A 19,259-nucleotide genomic window follows, 5' to 3' on the forward strand; every position below is an offset into this window, starting at 1 on the left:
ATGCGCTGGCAAGGCAACAGAGAAAGCGACAACGTCGAAGACGTTCGAAACGATGCCAGGGGTGGCGGTGGCCCGGGCATGTCGTTCGGGGGGCGAGGTTTCGGCCTGGGATCGGTGGCCATTGCACTGGTTGCCAGCTACTTTCTGGGCGTGAACCCGCTGACGGTGCTCAACATGCTCGGCGGCGGTGGGGGCATGAGTGCGCCGGCGCCCGCACACCAACCTGCAGCCAGCCGATCCCAAACCCCAGCCAATGACGAACAGACCCGATTTGTGAGCACCGTGCTGGCTGACACCGAAGACGTCTGGCGCGAACTGTTCAAACAGGCCGGCGGGCAGTACCAGGACCCCAGGCTCGTGCTCTTCAGAGGATCGGTGCCCACGGCATGCGGCCAAGGCCAGGCTGCCACAGGCCCCTTCTACTGCCCCGGTGACCACAAGGTTTACATCGACCTGGGCTTTTACGACGTGTTGCGCGATCGCCTGGGTGCGCCGGGTGATTTCGCACAAGCCTATGTGATCGCCCACGAGGTGGGCCACCACGTGCAGAATCTGCTGGGCACATCGGCCAAGGTCGACGAGATGCGCCAGCGCCTGAGCAAGACGCAATACAACGCCATGAGCGTGCGGCTGGAACTGCAGGCTGACTGCTATGCCGGCGTGTGGGCCCACCATGCCCAACAGGCCCGCCAGGTCATCGAAGCCGGTGATGTGGAAGAGGCCATGAACGCGGCCGCCCAGATCGGCGACGACACCTTGCAGCGCAACGCCAGTGGCCATGTCTCACCGGAGAGCTTCACCCACGGCAGCAGCCAGCAACGCATGACCTGGTTCAAGCGTGGCATGGCGTCCGGCGACATGCGCCAGTGCAACACCTTCGCCAAGGATGCCGTCTGACAGCACGGCATGGCATCCGCAAGCTAGACCCAAGACCATAAAGGAGACAACACCATGCAAGCCTGGACCTGTACCGAATTGAGCGGCCCCGATGCACTAACCTGGCAGGAAAGCCCCACACCCGAGCCCGGCAAAGGCGAAGTACGCATTGCCATCAAGGCGGCCAGCCTGAACTTCCCCGATCTGCTGATCGTGCAAGGCAAGTACCAGATGCGCCCACCGCTGCCCATCGTGCCTGGCGCCGAGTTCGCCGGCGTGGTCGAGGCTGTGGGCGAAGGCGTCAAGCACCTGGCCGTGGGCACCCACGTTGCAGGTTTTGCGGGCACAGGCGGCTTTGGCACGCACACGGTGGCACCAGCTGCCATGCTGATGCCTTTGCCACCGGTCTTCTCTTTCGAAGATGCCGCGGCCTTCCTGTGCACCTATGGCACCACCTATCACGGCCTGCTGGACCGCGCTGCACTCAAGGCCGGTGAAACCGTGCTGGTGCTGGGCGCCGCCGGGGGCGTGGGCACGGCGGCCATCCAGATCGCCAAGGCCGCAGGCGCCAAGGTGATCGCTGCGGCGTCAACGGACGAGAAGTGCGCCTTGTGCAAGGAGTTGGGTGCCGACGCCACCATCAACTACGTGAGCCAGAACCTGCGCGATGAACTCAAGACCATCACCGAAGGCAAGGGCCCCGATGTGATCTACGACCCGGTGGGTGGTGACCTGACCGAGCAAGCCTTCCGCTCGATTGCCTGGCGCGGTCGCCATCTGGTCATCGGCTTTGCCAACGGCCCCATCCCCGCGCTGCCCCTGAACCTGGCGCTGCTCAAGGGCGCCTCGGTGATGGGCGTGTTCTGGGGTGAATTCGCCAAGCGCGAACCGCAGAACAATGCAGCCTGCCTGATGCAGTTGGCGGCCTGGTACATGGAAGGCAAGATCAAGCCCGTGATCGAACACCAGTTGCCCATGTCGCAACTGAAGGAAGCATTTGCCTTGATGGGCTCACGTCAGGTGCGCGGCAAGGTTGTGCTCGTCAACGGCTGAGGCCTCGGCATCATGAGGAAGGCGGCCCAGCGCCGCCCTTCCCTCAAGCGCCCACAATGCCCAGATCGTGGCGCTTCAAGATCACCGGTTCCCTGGCCCCTGCCGCCATGCGCTTCAGGACCGCCTCGTGAATCTGGTCGCGATGTGCGGTGTATACCTTCATGGGTTCCCCCTCATCGCCCCGACCACGGAAGCAATACGTGAGTATTTCGCTGCCGATCATCGCGCCAATGCCCGACTCCCCCGACGGCACCCAGAAACGCACCGTGGCCGATGCGTCGTGGAAATAGGGTTCGAAGGACATGGCAAGCTCTCGCTGAGTTGAATGATGGAGCATGGCACGCGCGCAGCCAAATAAACAGCCACCACACCAACATATCGCCAGAAATGCGGGCGATGACCTCGTGTGGCATGCTGATCAACCTTCGCATCAACACTTTCATCGCACCTCCATGTCCAAGAGGCCGTTCACACGCCACTGCCTGCCGCTTTACTCAACCCTGCTGATACTTGCCGCGCTGTCCGGGTGCGCATCCGGCCCCACCACCACACCGAAGAGCGCCCCTGCCCCCAGCTCCAACGCTTCTTCAGCGGAAAGCCCTGCCCTGATCCAGGCCCCCTCGGGCCTGGTCAACGAAGCGCCCGTCGATGAACGCTTTGCAAAGTGGCTGGCAAACTTTCGTGACACAGCTCGCGCAGCAGGTATTGACGATGCCACGCTGCACGCCGCTCTGGATGGTGTGCGCTTGCGCTCTCGGGCGGTGGAACTGGACCGCGCCCAGCCCGAGTTCACGCGGGCCCTGTGGGACTACGTGGACGCCATCATCTCCCCCCAACGCATTACCCAGGGGCAGCAGAAGCTGGCCCAATTCAAGATGGAGTCCGATGCCGCCAGCACACGTTATGGCGTACCGACACCCGTCCTGATGGCCGTATGGGGCCTGGAGAGCAACTACGGCAGCAACTACGGCGACGTTCCCGTCTTTGACGCCCTGGCCACCCTGGGGTTCGAAGGCCGGCGCGAGGCCTGGGCCAAGAGCGAACTGCTGGCCGCGCTCAAAATTGTTCAACGCAAGGACATAGACCGCGAACGCATGGTGGGATCATGGGCAGGTGCCATGGGGCAGACGCAATTCATGCCCTCGTCCTACCTGGTCTACGCCGTTGATGCCGATGGCGATGGGCGGCGAGACATCTGGGGCAGCATGGCCGACGTGCTCTCGTCCACAGCCCATTTCCTGGCCCGTTCGGGCTGGCGTGCAGAGGAAACCTGGGGCACAGAGGTGCAACTGCCGGCCAGCTTCGACCCCTCACGCGCCGATGCTCAGTTGCGGCAGCCTTCCGCACAATGGGCCGCAGAAGGCGTGCGCACCATGGATAACACGCCACTCCCGAGCCTGGCCGACGCCTCGATCTTGCAACCCGCAGGTGCGCGCGGGCCGGCTTTCATCGTAGGCAGCAACTACCGGGCCGTTCTGCGCTACAACAACGCCACCAGCTATGCCCTCACTGTTTGCTTGCTGGCGCAGCGCATCGGCGGAGGCCCTGGTGTTCAAGCGCCTTGGCCCAAAGACCTGCGCCCACTCACACGCAGCGAGGTGCAGTCCATGCAAACCGCACTGAACCAGCGCGGCTTCGACAGCGGCAAACCTGATGGCCAGATGGGGCCAGCCACACGTCGTGCACTACAGCAGTTTCAACGCAGTGTGGACTTGCCTGCAGACGGCTACCCCACTTCGGCTTTGCTCATGCAGCTGCTGCAGACACCTTGACGGACAAAATCCTGTCGGATGCGTGAAGATCAGTCGGCCGGCCTCTGAGCCAATGCCCACTGAACATGCTCGCCGACCAGGTCCACATCGGTCCCGACCGGAGGCTGCACCAACCAGGCAGACAAGGCCCTGCGCATGGCCATCAGTGCGGCCTCATCAGGCTCGGTCCGCAAGGCATTGCCCAGCGCCACAGCCATATTGCGCTGCCAGCTCGCAAAGCCGATGCGCCTGATGGGACTGCCTTCGGTCAAGCGCAAAAAGGTGGCCTCATCCCACTGCCACAACTGCAACAAGGTCGGGTTGGACAGGGCTGGTCGCACATCGAAGTCGGGCAACACGGCTCGACGTGCAAACTTGTTCCAGGGGCAAGCCAGCTGGCAATCATCGCAACCGTAGATGCGGTTACCGATCAAAGAGCGCAGCGCTACAGGGATAGGACCGCTCTGCTCGATCGTGAGGTAGGAAATGCAGCGACGGGCATCCACCAATCGCTCCCCCACGATGGCCTGGGTCGGGCAAACATCCATGCAGGCCTGGCAGGATCCGCAATGCGCCGATTCAGGCTCGGTGACAGGCAAATCAATGTCGACAAAGATCTCGCCCAGGAAAAAGGTCGATCCTGCCTCGCGCGACAGCAGCAAAGTGTGTTTGCCACGCCAACCCAGGCCACTGCGGCTGGCCAGCTCGACCTCCAGCACAGGGGCCGAATCCGTGAACACGCGGTGGCCGAACGGGCCGATCAGCTCGGCCAGCTTGTCGGCCAGCTTCTGCAGGCGGTTGCGCAGCACCTTGTGATAGTCCCGCCCCCGTGCGTACATCGACACCGCGGCGGCAGAAGGCTGCTTGAGCCGCTCCCACTCGACACGTTGCCACTCGCCAGCCCGCTCAGGCAAGCTCGAAGGCAGATAATCCATGCGTGCCGTGATGACCCTGACCGTGCCCGGGACGAGCTCTGCAGGCCTGGCCCGCTTGAGTCCATGGCTGGCCATGTAGTGCATGTCCCCGTGGAAACCACGCGCCAGCCAGTCCAACAATGGGGCCTCGGCACTTGACAAGTCGACATCAGCTACGCCAATCTGAGAAAATCCCAATTCTGTCGCCCATTGGCGCAAGCTCGCCATGACCTGAGCGAGGTCGGCCGTCCGGCCCGAATCCCCCGGACAGGCATCCGGAACAACGCCCGGAAGAGGTGACTGAAGTACATGACGCATGTGACGATCGTAGCAAGCCCGCAAGGCCCCAACGCCAACATACCGGCGACGGTGCGCGACTTCATCTGGAAAGATGAGGCCGCATGCGCAGCCATGGCCGCTGAACTGGCGCAAGCGCTGCAAGCAGGCCTGCTGGCGGGGCATTCCGCCTACATCGAACTGCATGGCACCCTGGGCGCGGGCAAAACCACCTTCACCCGCCACCTGCTGCGGGCGTTGGGCGTGCAGGGCCGCATCAAGAGCCCGAGCTATGCGGTGGTCGAGTCCCACGACGTGCCCGGCATGGCCATTCACCATTTCGATTTCTACCGCTTCAACGATCCGCAGGAGTGGGAAGACGCTGGCTTTCGCGACATCTTCGCGGCGCCTGGCCTGAAGCTGGCCGAGTGGCCCGAAAAAGCGCAAGGCCTGTTGCCCCGCGCAGACTTGCAGATCCACATTCAGCCCCCACCTCGGCTGGATGAGGGTGAATGCCGCACCGTGCGCATCGAGGCGGCCAGCCCGCTTGGACAACATGCCCTGGGCGCGCTAAGCCATGGATAAGCGTCACCAGTCTCACCGTCGACAACTGCTCAAGCAGGCGCTGGGCGGCACCCTGATCATGGTGCTGGGTCCCAAGGAGCTTGCTTTTGGCGCCCAACTGGTGGCCGTGCGCGTGTGGCCGGCAGCGGATTACACGCGGGTCACGCTGGAATCGGATGTCCCGCTCAATGCCACTTTCTTTTCAGTAGCCAACCCGACGCGCCTGGTGATCGACATAGAGGGGCTCGCGTTAAGCGCCCAACTGCGCGACATCGTCAGCAAGGTGCGCTCGGATGACCCGTTCATTGCCGGCGTGCGGGTCGGCCAGAACCGCCCCAACGTGGCCCGACTGGTACTGGATCTGAAACAAGCCATCAAACCACAGGTGTTCGGTTTGCCTCCTGTGGCGGCCTACCAGCATCGCCTGGTTTTTGACCTGTACCCCACGCAGACCCCTGACCCGAGGATGGCGCTGCAAGCTCAGCCCGGAGCACCATCAGCCTCAGCTGCCCCGCAGACAAACACCCCCAGCGCCTCATCATCGAGCGGCAACAGCGGTCAGGCGGCCAGCGCTTCGGCCTTGCCAGCCAGTGGCGGCAGCCCTGGCGCCTTCATCTCTGCGCCTGCCACACCTGCGGCCCCCGGCGTCGCACGCCCCGCCCTGCCTAATCCGCAATCCGATCAGGCCGCCGATGCGATGAACGATGCCCTGGGTGACTTCATCGGCAACCTCAAGCGCCCTCTGGGTGCATCGGACAAGGCTGTGGCAAAGGCGCCGCCTGGCCGTCCTGGTGACAAGCCTCTGGACAAGTCCAGTGACAAGAACCCCGACCGCACCGCCGACAAGGCCAGCGTCGACAGCGACAACGCCCTGCTCGGCAACGCCAAGGCTGGCGCCCAAAGGCTGGTCATCGTCGCCCTGGATGCCGGCCACGGCGGCGAAGACCCTGGTGCCGTGGGCCCCAGTGGTTTGTATGAAAAGGACGTTGTGCTCAAGGTGGCGCACAAACTGCGCGCCCTGATCAACGCTCAACCCGGCATGCGCGCCATGCTCACGCGGGAATCCGACTACTTCGTGCCCTTGCACGAGCGCGTGGTCAAGGCCCGTCGCGTACGAGCAGATCTCTTCGTGTCCATCCATGCCGATGCCTTCATGAACCCGCAGGCACGCGGCGCCTCGGTATTCGCACTGTCGGAAACCGGCGCATCCAGTGCGGCAGCGCGCTGGATGGCACGCAAGGAGAACTCGTCGGATCAGGTCGGCGGCGTCAACATCAAGAACAAGGATGCGACCGTGATGCGCACCTTGCTGGACATGTCCACCACCGCGCAGATCAAGGACAGCCTCAAGCTGGGCCATGCCGTGCTGGGCCACCTGGGCAAGATCGGCAAGCTGCACCGAGGCAAAGTCGAGCAAGCTGGCTTTGCCGTGCTCAAGGCACCTGACATTCCTTCCATCCTGGTTGAAACCGGTTTCATCTCGAACCCGGAGGAAGAAGCCAAACTCCAGGATGACGACTACCAGCGCGAGCTGGCGGATGCCCTGCTGCAAGGCATCCAGCGCTACTTCGCCAAAAACCCGCCACTAGCCCGCAATCGCGCGCTGTAAAGCACCCTTGGCCGACAGGAGCCCACATGCGGGCTCCTTAAGTCGCTCAACGTACGCTCAAGCCGCCCGACTGGCTGAACGACTCGCCTTCCAGCCGCCATACAAGGCAATCAGGCCGGGCACCAGGATCATCGCCCAGATGATCTTGCTCAGATGCTGCTGCACGAAGGGGATGTTGCCAAAGTAGTAACCCACCGTGGTCAGGCCCAGGACCCAGATCAGGGCGCCGACCACGTTGTAAGCCGTGAAAGTGGCACGGTTCATCTCAGCCACGCCGGCCACAAACGGCGCGAACGTACGAATGAATGGCATGAAGCGCGCCACGATGATGGTGACACCACCGTGCTTTTCATAGAACGCGTGCGCCGAATCAAAGGCCTTGCGGTTGAACCAGCGCGAGTTTTCCCACTGGAACACCTTGGGGCCGATATAGCGCCCGATCGAGTAATTCAGTTGATCGCCCAGGATCGCCGCCGCCAGCAAGACGGCCATGGCCACCGGCAAGCTCATGGCGCCTGTGCCAGCCAAGGCTCCCACCATGAACAACAAGGAGTCACCGGGCAGGAAAGGCATCACAACGAGGCCGGTTTCCACAAACACGATGAGGAACAGCAGGCCGTAAACCCACACGCCATACATCTGCACAAACTCGGCAAGGTGCTTGTCGACGTGCAGGATGAAGTCAATCAGAAAGTGTGCGATATCCATGGCGGCGCATTATGGCCGGGATTGCCCCTTCGGCGACATCGCCCCACACCCTGAAGCCGGGGCTTCTACAATAGCGGGATGACGCCTGAGCCCGCCCGCAACCCTGCATTTTCGGACACCTCATCCCCTGAGCCTGCGCCAGCGCGCCGTACGATCCAGGAGTTGCCCGACGAACTGATCAGCCAAATCGCTGCCGGCGAGGTGGTGGAACGGCCTGCTTCCGTTGTGCGCGAACTGGTGGACAACGCGCTGGATTCAGGCGCGAGCCAGATCACCGTCAAGCTGCTGGCCGGTGGCGTGCGCCAGATCCTCGTGGAAGACGACGGCTGCGGCATCCCCGTGCCAGAGCTGCCGCTGGCCTTGCGTCGCCATGCCACCAGCAAGATCCGCTCGCTGGATGACCTGGAGCATGTGGCCACCATGGGCTTCCGTGGCGAAGCGCTGGCCGCGATTGCGTCGGTGTCTGAAACCTCTTTGTCCAGCCGCACACCGGATGCCGCCCATGCCCATCGCCTGGATGCGCGTTCAGGCGAGTTGACACCGGCTGCCCGCGCTGTGGGCACCAGCGTTGAAGTGCGCGAGCTGTTTTTCAGCACGCCCGCACGCCGCAAGTTCCTCAAGAGTGACGCCACCGAACTGGCGCACTGCCTGGAAGCCGTTCGCCGCCATGCCCTGGCTCGTCCGGATGTGGGCTTCAGCGTGTGGCATGAAGGCAAGCTGGTCGAACAGTTGCGCCCAGGCACGCCTGCGCAACGCCTGGCCGATGTGCTGGGCGAAGAATTCGTGCGCACCAGCCGAGAGGTGGATCTGGCCATCGGGCCCATGCGCATCCATGGCCGCGCAGGCCTGCCTGATGCTGCCCGCTCACGTGCCGACTGGCAGTACTGCTACGTCAACGGCCGTTATGTGCGAGACAAGCTGCTGGCGCACGGCGTGCGCTCGGCGTATGAAGATGTGCTGCATGGTTCCCGCCAACCCACCTACGCCCTGTTCATCGAGATTGCCCCCGAACTGGTGGACGTGAACGTGCACCCGACCAAGATCGAGGTGCGCTTCCGAGATTCACGTCAGGTTCACCAGGCTGCGCGCAAGGCCGTCGAGGCTGCGCTGGCCTTGTCACGCGCTGGCCAGGCTGCCGAAGCCCTGGCGGAGCAGGCTCGCATTGATGCGCCTGCGCAAGCACTCAGCGAACAAGCATCACCAGGTTTCCAGTTGCAAGCCACCACGGAGCCACCCAAACTGGCGCCGCCACAACAAACTGCCCTGCCCTGGATGCGCGTGCAGGACAGCGCACCCGAACGCCGTTGGGGCGGCTGGCCTACCGCGACCGATAACACGCAAGACACCGCCACGGTGTTGTCCACCGCAGCCGCGCCAGACCCGTTTGCCGACCTGAATCTGCCGCGCGTGGTGTCGGCATCGTCGAATGAGGATGAGGTACCTGTGCCGTTCGCAACAGGCGCGCCCCCCATCAACCGAGATCCGATTACCGCCCAACCACCGGCCAACGACTGGACCAGCCAGATCGCCCCCGCCACCATGGACGACAGCCACGAGTGGCCGCTGGGCCGTGCGGTGGCTCAAATCGGAGGCATTTATGTGCTGGCCGAGAACGCCAAGGGCCTGATCATTGTGGACATGCATGCGGCCCACGAACGCGTCGTGTACGAACGACTGAAGGCGCAACTGGCCCACGAACGGCTGGAAAGCCAGCCCCTGCTGATTCCGCTGACGTTTGCGGCCACGCCGCAAGAAGTGGCCACAGCCGAGACCCAACGCGATGCCCTGCTCTCGCTGGGCCTGGATGTCGATGCCATTGGCCCAGGCAAGTTGGCCGTGCGCTCGCTGCCCATGGCCTTGACGCAGGCCGACGGCGTGGAACTGGCGCGCTCGGTGCTGGCTGAACTGGCCCAACTGGATGCCAGCGACGTGATCAAGCGTGCGCAGCACGAGCTGCTGGCCACCATGGCTTGCCATGGCGCCGTGCGCGCCAACCGTCGGCTCACGCTGGCTGAAATGAATGCACTCCTGCGCGATATGGAAGCCACTGAACGCGCCGATCAGTGCAATCATGGGCGACCGACCTGGCGCCAGCTCACACTCAAAGAACTTGACGCCCTTTTCCTGCGTGGTCGCTGAGCCACCTCGCCCCACGCAGCCGCCCTGCCGGACACCCATATGACCGAACGAAAAAAATTGAGCCTGGCCAAACCGGCCCAGGCCGAGCCAGAACAAGCCGGCAGCCCCTACCGCAAACCACCCGTGCGTGGCAGTGGTACGGCGCCGCGCAAGCGCATGTCGGCGGCTGAAGCCGCCCAGGCACGCGAAGAAGCGGCAGCCCGTGAGCGTGCCGCCCCGCGTCACGACGATCAGACCCAGCGTCGCGACCCACGACAGGCACCGAGCCAGGAACGTGGCGCTTATCGTGGAGAGTTCCGCGGAGAGGATCGAGGCGAAGGCCGTGGCGCCCCTCGTGGTGAGCAAAGAAGCGAGCCGCGTGGCGATGCCCGCGGCGACTTCCGCAACGAGCCGCGCCGTGATCCACGCCAGGCACCGCAAGGCGATCGCCGAGCCGCGCCGCGCCGAGATCAGGACCAGCGCAGCAGCGCCGATCGAGGCCGCACGCCTGACCGCGCGCCTTATCAAGATGAGCGCCCGGAACAAGCCCCGCGCCGCGACCATCGCCGCGCTGATGGCCATTCGGCCACACGCGCCTCCCAAGGCTACGAGGCACCCCGCCAGCCTCAGCCCCCAGTCGAGCCCCGCGAGGACGACGGCCGACTGCGTCTGTCCAAGCTCATGAGCGAAAAAGGCCTGGCCTCGCGCCGTGAAGCTGATGAGTGGATCGAGCAAGGCTGGGTCAGCGTCGATGGTGAGGTCGTGAGCGAACTCGGTACACGCGTCTTCCCCCATCAAGTCGTGACCATTGACCCGCTGGCACGCACACAGCAGGCCCAACGCGTCACCATCCTGATCCACAAGCCCATTGGCTATGTGAGCGGCCAGGCTGAAGACGGCTATGAGCCCGCCGTCGCCCTGATCCGCCCAGAGAACCGTTGGCACGATGACAAGTTCCCCGTGCAACTGACACGTGGTCACCTCAAGAACCTGGCGCCCGCCGGCCGGCTGGACATCGACTCCACCGGCCTGCTCGTGCTCACGCAGGATGGCCGCATCGCCAAGCACCTGATCGGCGAAGACTCGGGTGTCGAAAAAGAGTACCTGGTGCGCGTGGTCTATGAATCGGCACCCGAGGCCGAAAACGTCTCGGCCGTGGTGCCGCCCGAGGCCATCGAGCAACTGAAGTTCGGCCTGGAACTGGATGGCCGTCAACTCAAACCCGCACAGGTGTCGTGGCAGAACGAGCAGCAATTGCGCTTCGTACTGCGCGAGGGCCGCAAGCGCCAGATCCGCCGCATGTGCGAACTCGTCGGCCTCAAGGTGGTGGGCCTCAAGCGCGTGCGCATGGGCAGCGTCACCCTGGGCAAGCTGCCGCTGGGTCAATGGCGTTTCCTGAGGCCTGATGAGCGTTTCTGAGCACACGGGTGCTGATCGGACGCTGCCCGCCTGGGTGGTGATCACGGCCCTGAGCCTGCTCACGGGCCTGCAGCCCATCACGACAGACGTCTACCTGCCGGGCTTGCCTCAGATGCAGCGCGAATTGGGTCTGGACTCGGCACACGTGCAATGGACGCTGTCATCCATGATCCTGGCGTTTGGCTTCGGGCAATTGATCTGGGGACCAATCTCGGACCGCTTTGGCCGCCGCCCCGTGCTGCGCTGGGGTCTGGGCTTTTACGTGCTGGCCAGCGGCTTGACCATGGTCGCGCAGGACCTCAGCATGATGATCCTGGCGCGCGTGGCGCAAGGCGCGAGCCTGTCAGCGGCCGTGATGTGCGGCCGCGCCATGATCCGCGATCTGTATGTGCCCGAACAAGGCGCACGCATGATGGCCAAAGGCATGAGTGGCCTGGGCGTCCTGGCGCTGGCTGGGCCCATCCTGGGCGGGCTGACCGCCACCTACTTCGGCTGGCGTGCCACCATGGGCCTGCTGGGGCTGTTTGGTCTGGCCACGTGGGCCTTCATCTGGACACGCCTGCCCGAAACCCTGCCCGATGAACGCCGCCAGCGCCATCTGCACTGGGGCACCATGGCACGCAACTGGTGGCAAATCTCGAAACACCCCACCTTCCGCGCCCACGCCATGCTGACCTCGTCCACCTATGGCGGGCTCTTCGTCTATCTCGCGCTGTCAGCCTTCGTGTTCATCGATGTGCTGGGCACCAGCCGCACGGTCTACGGCTTCGGCATGTCCACCCTGTCCCTGTCCTACCTGATGGGCACCTTTCTGTGCCGCCGCATGCTGCCGCGTCGAGGTCTGGTGGGCACCGTTCGCATGGCCGGCTGGTGTTCTCTGGCAGGCGGCATCGCGCTGGTGCTGGTGTCGGCTGCGCAATGGATGTGGAACTGGCATGTGCCGGCCTGGAGCCTGCTGCCCGGCATGTGGCTGTACGCCTTTGCACACGGCATCCACCAGCCTTGCGGGCAGACGGGCGTGGTCTCGGCCTTTCCCACGCAAGCGGGCGCCGCCTCCGCCCTGTCAGGCTTCGTGCTGTCGAGCATCGCCTTCCTGATTGGCGCCTTGATGTCCTGGTGGACCTCGCTGCCAGCGTGGGCCGGCACCATCCACCCGATGACGCTGGGCATGGGCATCGGCGGCGCCATGACAGCCTGGGTGGCGCTCGGTCGCGTGCAACGCGATGGCCACCACCACAGCGCACCAGCATGAACGAGATGACGAAGCAACCCACCTGGATCCTCGCCGGCCCCACCGCTTGCGGCAAGACCGCAGCCGCCCTGGCACTCGCGCAGGATGTGGACATCGAGATCATCAGCGTGGATTCAGCCCTGATCTACAAGGGCATGGACATTGGCACCGCCAAACCTTCCGCCGATGAGATGGCCGCCGTACCGCACCACCTCATCGACATCCTCGACCCCACCGAGAGCTACAGCGCAGCCCGCTTCGTGCAAGACACCCAGCGTCTGATCGGCGAGATTCGCGCACGAGGCCGCACGCCCCTGCTGGTGGGCGGCACCATGCTCTACATCAAGGCCCTGCTCGAAGGCCTGGACGACATGCCTTCAGCTGACCCGGCCATCCGCGCCATGCTGGATGCGCAGATCGCCGAGCGCGGCACACCCGCGATGCATGCCGAGCTGGCCCAGGTTGACCCGATCACCGCCGCGCGCCTGGCCCCCGGCGACACCCAACGCATCCAGCGCGCACTGGAGGTCTGGCACAGCACGGGTCAGCCCCTGTCCAGCTTTCATCAACGTGCCCGCAAGCAAGATGAGCCGCAGCACGATGCCATCCTCGTCTCACTGGAGCCGACAGACCGCGCCTGGCTGCATCAACGCGTGGCACAACGCTTCGAGCTGATGATGCAGGCCGGCTTCATCGATGAAGTCAAACGCCTGCGCCAACGCCCTGACCTGCATGTGGGCCTGCCCGCCATCCGATGCGTTGGCTACCGCCAGGTCTGGGAAGCCCTGGACGCGGGACAAGACCTGAGCAACCCAGCCGTGCTCAAAGACGTGATGGACAAAGGCATTGCGGCCACGCGCCAGTTGGCCAAACGCCAGATCACCTGGTTGCGCAGCATGCCGCAACGCATCGTGGTGCACTGCGATCAGCCCCATGCGCTTGACGGTGTGCGAAGCGCCTTTGGCTTGCCACGCTGAACGACCACATCAGCCAAAAACCCTCACGGAAACAGGCCTGATTGCTCATTGCAAGCACAGGCAAACAGGGCAAACTGCGACTTGCAGTTCAACGTTAGCCGCCATGTGGTTTCTGCCACAGATACAGCAGGTTCTTCGGCAAAGCCTGCCAGGTTTGATTTGGGTTAACGCCAAGCCGAGATTCACGCCATTAAGCTTGCGCCTTACCGAGAAAGACCATGCCGTACGAACTGTTTCGCCACAAGGGGCACGTGTGCCTGATGTTTTCCGATCTGTGTGACGAAGGGGGCGGCGCAGTTCAGGCCAACCAGTTCCTGATCGTCAATGACGACACCGGCGCCATCATCGACCCGGGCGGCAATCTGGCCTACAGCGAACTCTACCTGGCGATGACACGGCACTTCGCGCCCTCACGCCTGTCAGCCATCGTGGCCTCTCATGCAGACCCGGACATCATCGCGGCGCTGGACCGCTGGATGACGGCCACACCCGATGCCAAGCTGTACGTGTCCACCCTGTGGGAACGCTTCGTGCCGCACTTCTGCAAGCCCGGCAAGACCACCGGCCGTGTGATCGGCATGCCCGACTCCGGCATGCGCATTCCCATCGGCAACAGCGAACTGGTCGCCCTGCCTGCGCACTTCATGCATGCAGAAGGCAACTTCCAGTTTTATGACCCGATCAGCCGCATCCTGTTCTCAGGCGATCTGGGCGTGTCACTGATGAACGGCAAGCAGGCGCAGCAGACCATCACGTCGCTGTCACCCATGCCGCCGGGCATGGAAGCCTTTCACCGTCGCTACATGGTGTCCAACAAGATCTTGCGCTTCTGGGCCCGCATGGTGCGTCAGTTGCCCATCGACATGATCGTGCCGCAGCACGGCGCGCCCCTGCAAGGCGCCGCGGTCAAACAGTTCATTGACTGGGTGGAAGGCCTGTCGTGTGGCATCGATCTGATGACCGACGCCAACTACGCGGTACCGCACTGAGTCATGCCCAAGTGGCTCCGCTAAAGGCCTGGTGAGCCATCAGACCGAGCGCTTAGCTTCCGACACTTCGCGCAAGTGCTCCGCATTGACCTGAATGCGCCGCAACAAGCCCATCAAGGTCTGCCACTCTTCCAGCGTGAATCCTTCCAGCAGGGCATTGGACACCTCGCACAGCACACCGGGCACGGGCGCAATGGATTTTTCGCCTTCCTCAGTCAGGCTCAGATGCACGACACGGCGGTCTTCGGTGGAGCGTACGCGCTTGCACAAGCCCTTGGTCTCCAGGCGATCCAGGGTGCGAGTCAAGGCGCCGGCATCCAGTTGCAACTCTCGCGACAAGGCCGCCAGGGTGTTGCACTCACCCTTGCTGATCATGAACATGGGCGTCCACTGAGCTTGAGTCAGGCCATGGCTGTCCAGACGCTTGTCCACCACACCCACCATCATCTGCACCACACGGCGCATCAGGTAGCCAAAGCTGTCTTCCCGCTTCCAGTTGCCCTTGGCATAGATCGGCGCCGTCGGAGTCGCTGCCTCAGGGGCGTCATCTGAAGTAGTTGACGAATCAATCATGGCGATAATTTATTTGCCCATGCAAATATTGTCAAGGCACGATAATGGCATGACTTTCACGAACCAGCCTGTCAACATGTCCAGCGCGTCCAGCAGCCAACCGCCCAAGGGCAAGTCCGTCAGATCGCTCCAGGATCTCAAGCCCTTCCTGCGTCCCTACAAAGCTCGCATCGCATTGGCGCTCGTATTCCTGCTGCTGGCCGCCCTGACCACACTGGTGCTGCCCATCGCACTGCGCGCCTTGATTGATCAAGGCCTCGTGTCTGCAGATCCGAATCAACGCGTGATGGCCATGCGGGAGCACTTTCTGGCCCTGTTCGGCGTAGGCGTGGCCATGGGCGTGTTCTCGGCCTCCCGCTACTACTCGGTGACCTGGCTGGGTGAACGCATCACCGCCGACATCAAGAGCGCGGTGTACGGGCATGTGCTCAAGCAAAGCCCCGAGTTTTTCGAGACCACGCAAAGTGGCGAGATCCTTTCTCGCCTGACCGCCGACACCACCCTGATCCAGACTGTGGTGGGCACCAGCGTATCCATGGGCCTGCGCAACGTCATCATGGCCGTGGGCGCCCTGACCATGCTGATCATCACCAACCCCTATGTGATGGCGCAGGTACTGGGTGGCCTGGTGCTGGTGGTGATGCCCGCCATCATCTATGGCCGACGCGTGCGCAAACTGTCCCGCGCCAGCCAGGATCGCGTGGCCGACTCCAGCGCCATCGCCGCCGAAGTGCTCAATGCCGTGCCGGTAGTCCAGAGTTACACGGCCGAGGGGCGTGAGGCTCAGCGCTTTGTAGTCGCAACGGAAAGTGCCTTCAAGACGGGTGAGCGTCGCATCCGTGCCCGTGCCGTGCTCGTCGCCTTCATCATCAGTGCCACCACCGGTGCGCTGCTGTGGGGTCTGTATCAAGGCACACAGGCTGTGGTGGACGGCAAGATCACCGCAGGCCACATGGGCCAGACCGTGGTCTACGTGATCCTGCTGTTGAGCTCCGTGGCGGCGCTGTCCGAGGTCTATGGCGACATCCTGCGTGCAGCCGGTGCCACTGAGCGCCTGATGGAGTTGCTCGCTGCGAGCTCACCGATTCAAGAGCCGGCACACCCCAAACCACTGCCAGCACCCAAGAGCGGCTCACGTGTCAGCCTGGCCGGCCTGCGCTTCAACTACCCGTCTCGCCCACAACAAACTGCGCTGGAAAACTTCAACCTGCTGGTGAACCCGGGCGAAACCGTGGCCCTGGTCGGCCCCAGCGGCGCCGGCAAGAGCACGGTCTTCCAGTTGCTGCTGCGTTTCTATGATCCCCAAGCTGGCCGCATCGAGATCGACGGCGAAGCCGTCACCCAGTTGTCCTTGAACGACCTGCGCCAACGCATCGGCATCGTCCCGCAAGACAGCACCATCTTCTCGACCACCGCGCTGGAAAACATCCGCTACGGCTGCCCGGATGCCACGAATGAACAGGTCACCGCAGCAGCCAAGGCCGCCCACGCGCACGACTTCATCACTGCGCTGCCCGAGGGTTACGACACCTTCCTGGGTGAGCGCGGTGTGCGCCTGTCTGGTGGACAGCGCCAGCGCATCAGCATCGCACGCGCCATCCTCAAGAATGCGCCCTTGCTGCTGCTGGATGAGGCCACCAGCGCGCTCGACACCGAGAGCGAACGCGCCGTGCAGGCCGCGCTGGAAGAGGCCATGAAGGACCGCACCACCCTGGTCATTGCCCACCGCCTGAGCACCGTGGTCAACGCCGACCGCATCGTGGTGCTGGAAGCCGGCCACATTGTGGATGTGGGCACCCACGCTGAACTGATGGCCCGCAACGGTTTGTACGCCAAACTCGCGGCCATGCAGTTCGACCAGATCGAACCTGACCACGATGGCACCCCGCCGCTGGCCATGTCAGCCTGAACCGGTCGTGCTGCGTTGAACCACACATGCTCGCAAGAGTGCTCTATTGATACACATGCCCCCATTCAATCCCGCTCGCACCCTCATGATGTCGGCCATCAGCTCGGCCATGCTCCTGAGCGGTTGCGCCAACATGGATGAAACCCAGCGTGGCACGGCACAAGGTGCCGGCATTGGCGCCCTGGCTGGCGCCGTCATCGGCCAGGTGGCCGGCAAGAACGCAGCGACAGGCGCCGTCATTGGCGGCATCGCCGGTGCAGTGGCCGGCAATGTGTGGTCCAAGCGCATGCAGGCCCAGCGCGAAGCCATGGAACAAGCCACGCGCGGTACCGATGTCGAAGTGACCCGCACGCAGGACAACCAGCTCAAGGTCAACATCCCCAACGATGTGTCCTTTGCCACGGGCAGCGCCGCCATCAAGCCCGAACTGCGCTCGGTACTGGAAACCTTTGCCAACGGCTTGAGCAAGGACAGCAACGGCATGCACGTGCGCATCGTTGGCCACACCGACAGCACAGGCTCAGACACGGTGAACAACCCCTTGTCCAAGGAGCGTGCCGAGAGCGTCAAGGACTTCCTGACCGACCGCGGCGTGCCAGCCAGCCGAGTGGACACCGCAGGCCGTGGCGAGCGTGAGCCGATCGCCAGCAACGAAACGGCAGAAGGCCGCGCGAAAAACCGCCGCGTGGAAATCTTCCTGCGCGAACCCGAACAGGCTTCGGCGCAGCAACCCGTCACGCGCTGATTCGAGGCCTGACCGAAGGCCAATCCCAGCAGCCGGGCGATAATCCCGGCTGTTTTGCATTCTCGAGGTGCCCTGCCCGTGACCCGCCCCGTTCGCAGCCAATACGAAGACTTCATGCGCCTGGTCTACACCACTGGCGTGCTCAAGACCGACCGCACCGGCACCGGTACGCGCAGCGTGTTCGGCCACCAGATGCGTTTCGACCTGAGCGAAGGCTTTCCGCTGGTCACGACCAAGAAGGTGCACCTCAAATCCATCATCGTGGAACTGCTGTGGTTCCTGCGCGGCGACAACAACGTCAAGTGGCTGCAGGAGCGCGGCGTTTCCATCTGGGACGAATGGGCCCGTGACGACGGCTCGCTCGGCCCCGTCTATGGGGTGCAATGGCGCAGCTGGCCCAAACCCGATGGCGGCCATGTCGACCAGATCAGCGACGTGGTCAAGCAACTCAAGACCACGCCTGATTCGCGCCGCATCATCGTCAGCGCCTGGAACCCCGGCCTGATCGACCAGATGGCGCTGCCGCCCTGCCACGCTTTCTTCCAGTTCTACGTGGCCCCGGCCCAGACCGAAGGCGGCAAGGGCAAGCTGAGCTGCCAGCTGTACCAGCGCAGCGCCGACATCTTCCTGGGTGTGCCGTTCAACATCGCGAGCTACGCCCTGCTCACCCACATGCTGGCCCAGCAGTGCGATCTGGATGTGGGCGACTTCATCTGGACCGGCGGTGACTGCCACATCTACAGCAACCACACCGAGCAGGTCGAGCTGCAGCTCAGCCGCACGCCGCACCCTTACCCGCTGCTCAACATCAAGCGCAAGCCTGACTCGATCTTCGACTACGAGTACGAAGACTTCGAGGTGCTCGAGTACACGCACCACCCGGCCATCAAGGCACCTGTGGCCGTCTGATCCGGCGAGCGAGAACACGCACACATGACCACGCTCTGCCTGATCGCCGCCGTCGCCCGCAATGGTGCCATCGGCAAGGACAACGCCCTGCTGTGGCGCCTGTCGGAAGACCTGCAGTTCTTCAAGCGCACGACCATGGGTTGCCCGGTCATCATGGGCCGCAAGACCTATGACTCGATAGGCCGCCCACTGCCGGGCCGTCGCAACATCGTCATCACGCGCAACGCCTCGTGGTCGGCGCCTGGGATCGACAGCGCCTCCTCGCTGCAAGCCGCGCTGGCCCTGCTGGACAGTTCGGTAGAAAAAGCCTTCGTCATCGGTGGTGCGCAGATCTACACGGAAGCCCTGCCGCTCGTGCAGGAGATCGTGCTGACCGAAATCGACCGGGATTTCGAAGGTGATGCCTTCTTCCCGACCTGGGACAAAACCGCGTTCAAGGAAGTCTCACGCGAAACGCACCATGCGCCCGTGCCTAACGACTTCGACTACGCCTTTGTGACCTACCGCCGAGGCTGACCCCCGAAACAAGCGGTACAGCAGGCGACATCCCGGGGAAAGTGCCCGGTTGCGTTCACGAGGCAGCCAGATAAATTCTGCCCGCGTAACGCTACCCAGACACACCCAACCGAGGAGGCGCC

At 63.6% G+C, this 19,259-nt stretch carries 18 protein-coding genes; 14 read left to right on the forward strand and 4 right to left on the reverse strand.

What is annotated here, in order from left to right:
• Together HY836_RS11320 and HY836_RS11325 are read left to right on the forward strand one after the other, a co-directional pair.
• Positions 1–897: a neutral zinc metallopeptidase gene (locus HY836_RS11320; protein ID WP_290676300.1), complete on the forward strand. Its 897-nt coding sequence runs from the start codon at positions 1–3 to the stop codon at positions 895–897.
• 54 nt (positions 898–951) lie between these two features.
• On the forward strand, positions 952–1,929 hold the full coding sequence (locus HY836_RS11325; RefSeq protein WP_290676260.1) for an NADPH:quinone oxidoreductase family protein: 978 nt from the start codon (positions 952–954) through the stop codon (positions 1,927–1,929).
• 43 nt (positions 1,930–1,972) lie between these two features.
• On the opposite strand, the gene HY836_RS11330 is transcribed toward HY836_RS11325, so the two are convergent.
• Positions 1,973–2,233 (reverse strand): DUF1488 family protein, encoded by a 261-nt coding sequence (locus HY836_RS11330; protein WP_290676261.1) that lies wholly within the window; start codon positions 2,231–2,233, stop codon positions 1,973–1,975.
• A gap of 148 nt (positions 2,234–2,381) precedes the next feature.
• Between HY836_RS11330 and HY836_RS11335 the strand changes: the two genes are divergently transcribed.
• Positions 2,382–3,701: a lytic murein transglycosylase gene (locus HY836_RS11335; protein ID WP_290676262.1), complete on the forward strand. Its 1,320-nt coding sequence runs from the start codon at positions 2,382–2,384 to the stop codon at positions 3,699–3,701.
• Between the two features lie 29 nt (positions 3,702–3,730).
• Here the strand turns inward: HY836_RS11335 and queG are convergent, their stop codons facing one another.
• On the reverse strand, positions 3,731–4,822 hold the full coding sequence (gene queG / locus HY836_RS11340) for a tRNA epoxyqueuosine(34) reductase QueG (protein ID WP_290676263.1): 1,092 nt from the start codon (positions 4,820–4,822) through the stop codon (positions 3,731–3,733).
• 96 nt (positions 4,823–4,918) lie between these two features.
• Here queG and tsaE point away from each other — a divergent pair, with 96 nt between their 5' ends.
• Both tsaE and HY836_RS11350 read left to right on the forward strand, forming a co-directional pair.
• On the forward strand, positions 4,919–5,455 hold the full coding sequence (tsaE, locus tag HY836_RS11345) for a tRNA (adenosine(37)-N6)-threonylcarbamoyltransferase complex ATPase subunit type 1 TsaE (RefSeq protein ID WP_290676301.1): 537 nt from the start codon (positions 4,919–4,921) through the stop codon (positions 5,453–5,455).
• Positions 5,448–7,043 (forward strand): N-acetylmuramoyl-L-alanine amidase, encoded by a 1,596-nt coding sequence (locus tag HY836_RS11350; protein ID WP_290676264.1) that lies wholly within the window; start codon positions 5,448–5,450, stop codon positions 7,041–7,043. Before tsaE ends, HY836_RS11350 begins: the two co-directional genes overlap by 8 nt.
• 57 nt (positions 7,044–7,100) lie before the next feature.
• Here the strand turns inward: HY836_RS11350 and HY836_RS11355 are convergent, their stop codons facing one another.
• A complete protein-coding gene (locus HY836_RS11355; protein WP_290676265.1) occupies positions 7,101–7,751 on the reverse strand; it encodes a DedA family protein in 651 nt (216 codons plus the stop codon).
• 78 nt (positions 7,752–7,829) lie between these two features.
• Here HY836_RS11355 and mutL point away from each other — a divergent pair, with 78 nt between their 5' ends.
• From mutL to HY836_RS11380, 5 genes are all read left to right on the forward strand, one after another.
• Positions 7,830–9,890: a DNA mismatch repair endonuclease MutL gene (mutL, locus tag HY836_RS11360; RefSeq protein WP_290676266.1), complete on the forward strand. Its 2,061-nt coding sequence runs from the start codon at positions 7,830–7,832 to the stop codon at positions 9,888–9,890.
• 39 nt (positions 9,891–9,929) lie between these two features.
• Positions 9,930–11,288 carry a pseudouridine synthase gene (locus HY836_RS11365; protein ID WP_290676267.1) on the forward strand — a complete coding sequence of 453 codons (1,359 nt, stop codon included), beginning with the start codon at positions 9,930–9,932 and terminating at the stop codon, positions 11,286–11,288.
• Positions 11,275–12,540, forward strand: coding sequence for a multidrug effflux MFS transporter (locus HY836_RS11370; RefSeq protein WP_290676268.1), 1,266 nt, complete (start codon positions 11,275–11,277; stop codon positions 12,538–12,540). Before HY836_RS11365 ends, HY836_RS11370 begins: the two co-directional genes overlap by 14 nt.
• Complete coding sequence (miaA, locus tag HY836_RS11375) at positions 12,537–13,496, forward strand: tRNA (adenosine(37)-N6)-dimethylallyltransferase MiaA (RefSeq protein WP_290676269.1); 960 nt, start codon at positions 12,537–12,539, stop codon at positions 13,494–13,496. The genes HY836_RS11370 and miaA overlap by 4 nt, the downstream gene beginning before the upstream one ends.
• A 218-nt stretch (positions 13,497–13,714) precedes the next feature.
• Entirely contained in the window at positions 13,715–14,485 is a 771-nt protein-coding gene (locus HY836_RS11380; RefSeq protein WP_290676270.1) for an MBL fold metallo-hydrolase, read from the forward strand.
• Between the two features lie 39 nt (positions 14,486–14,524).
• Here the strand turns inward: HY836_RS11380 and HY836_RS11385 are convergent, their stop codons facing one another.
• Complete coding sequence (locus HY836_RS11385) at positions 14,525–15,058, reverse strand: MarR family winged helix-turn-helix transcriptional regulator (RefSeq protein ID WP_290676271.1); 534 nt, start codon at positions 15,056–15,058, stop codon at positions 14,525–14,527.
• A 76-nt stretch (positions 15,059–15,134) separates the two neighbouring features.
• Here HY836_RS11385 and HY836_RS11390 point away from each other — a divergent pair, with 76 nt between their 5' ends.
• The 4 genes from HY836_RS11390 (at position 15,135) to HY836_RS11405 (ending at position 19,137) form a co-directional block, all read left to right on the forward strand.
• Positions 15,135–16,967 carry an ABC transporter transmembrane domain-containing protein gene (locus HY836_RS11390; protein ID WP_290676302.1) on the forward strand — a complete coding sequence of 611 codons (1,833 nt, stop codon included), beginning with the start codon at positions 15,135–15,137 and terminating at the stop codon, positions 16,965–16,967.
• Between the two features lie 55 nt (positions 16,968–17,022).
• On the forward strand, positions 17,023–17,712 hold the full coding sequence (locus HY836_RS11395) for an OmpA family protein (RefSeq protein ID WP_290676272.1): 690 nt from the start codon (positions 17,023–17,025) through the stop codon (positions 17,710–17,712).
• Positions 17,713–17,784: 72 nt separating this feature from the next.
• Positions 17,785–18,621 carry a thymidylate synthase gene (locus HY836_RS11400; RefSeq protein WP_290676303.1) on the forward strand — a complete coding sequence of 279 codons (837 nt, stop codon included), beginning with the start codon at positions 17,785–17,787 and terminating at the stop codon, positions 18,619–18,621.
• 24 nt (positions 18,622–18,645) lie between these two features.
• On the forward strand, positions 18,646–19,137 hold the full coding sequence (locus tag HY836_RS11405) for a dihydrofolate reductase (RefSeq protein ID WP_290676273.1): 492 nt from the start codon (positions 18,646–18,648) through the stop codon (positions 19,135–19,137).
• Positions 19,138–19,259 lie beyond the last annotated feature (122 nt).

Source organism: Aquabacterium sp., from assembly GCF_016234775.1.
Taxonomy (GTDB): Bacteria; Pseudomonadota; Gammaproteobacteria; order Burkholderiales; family Burkholderiaceae_C; genus Aquabacterium.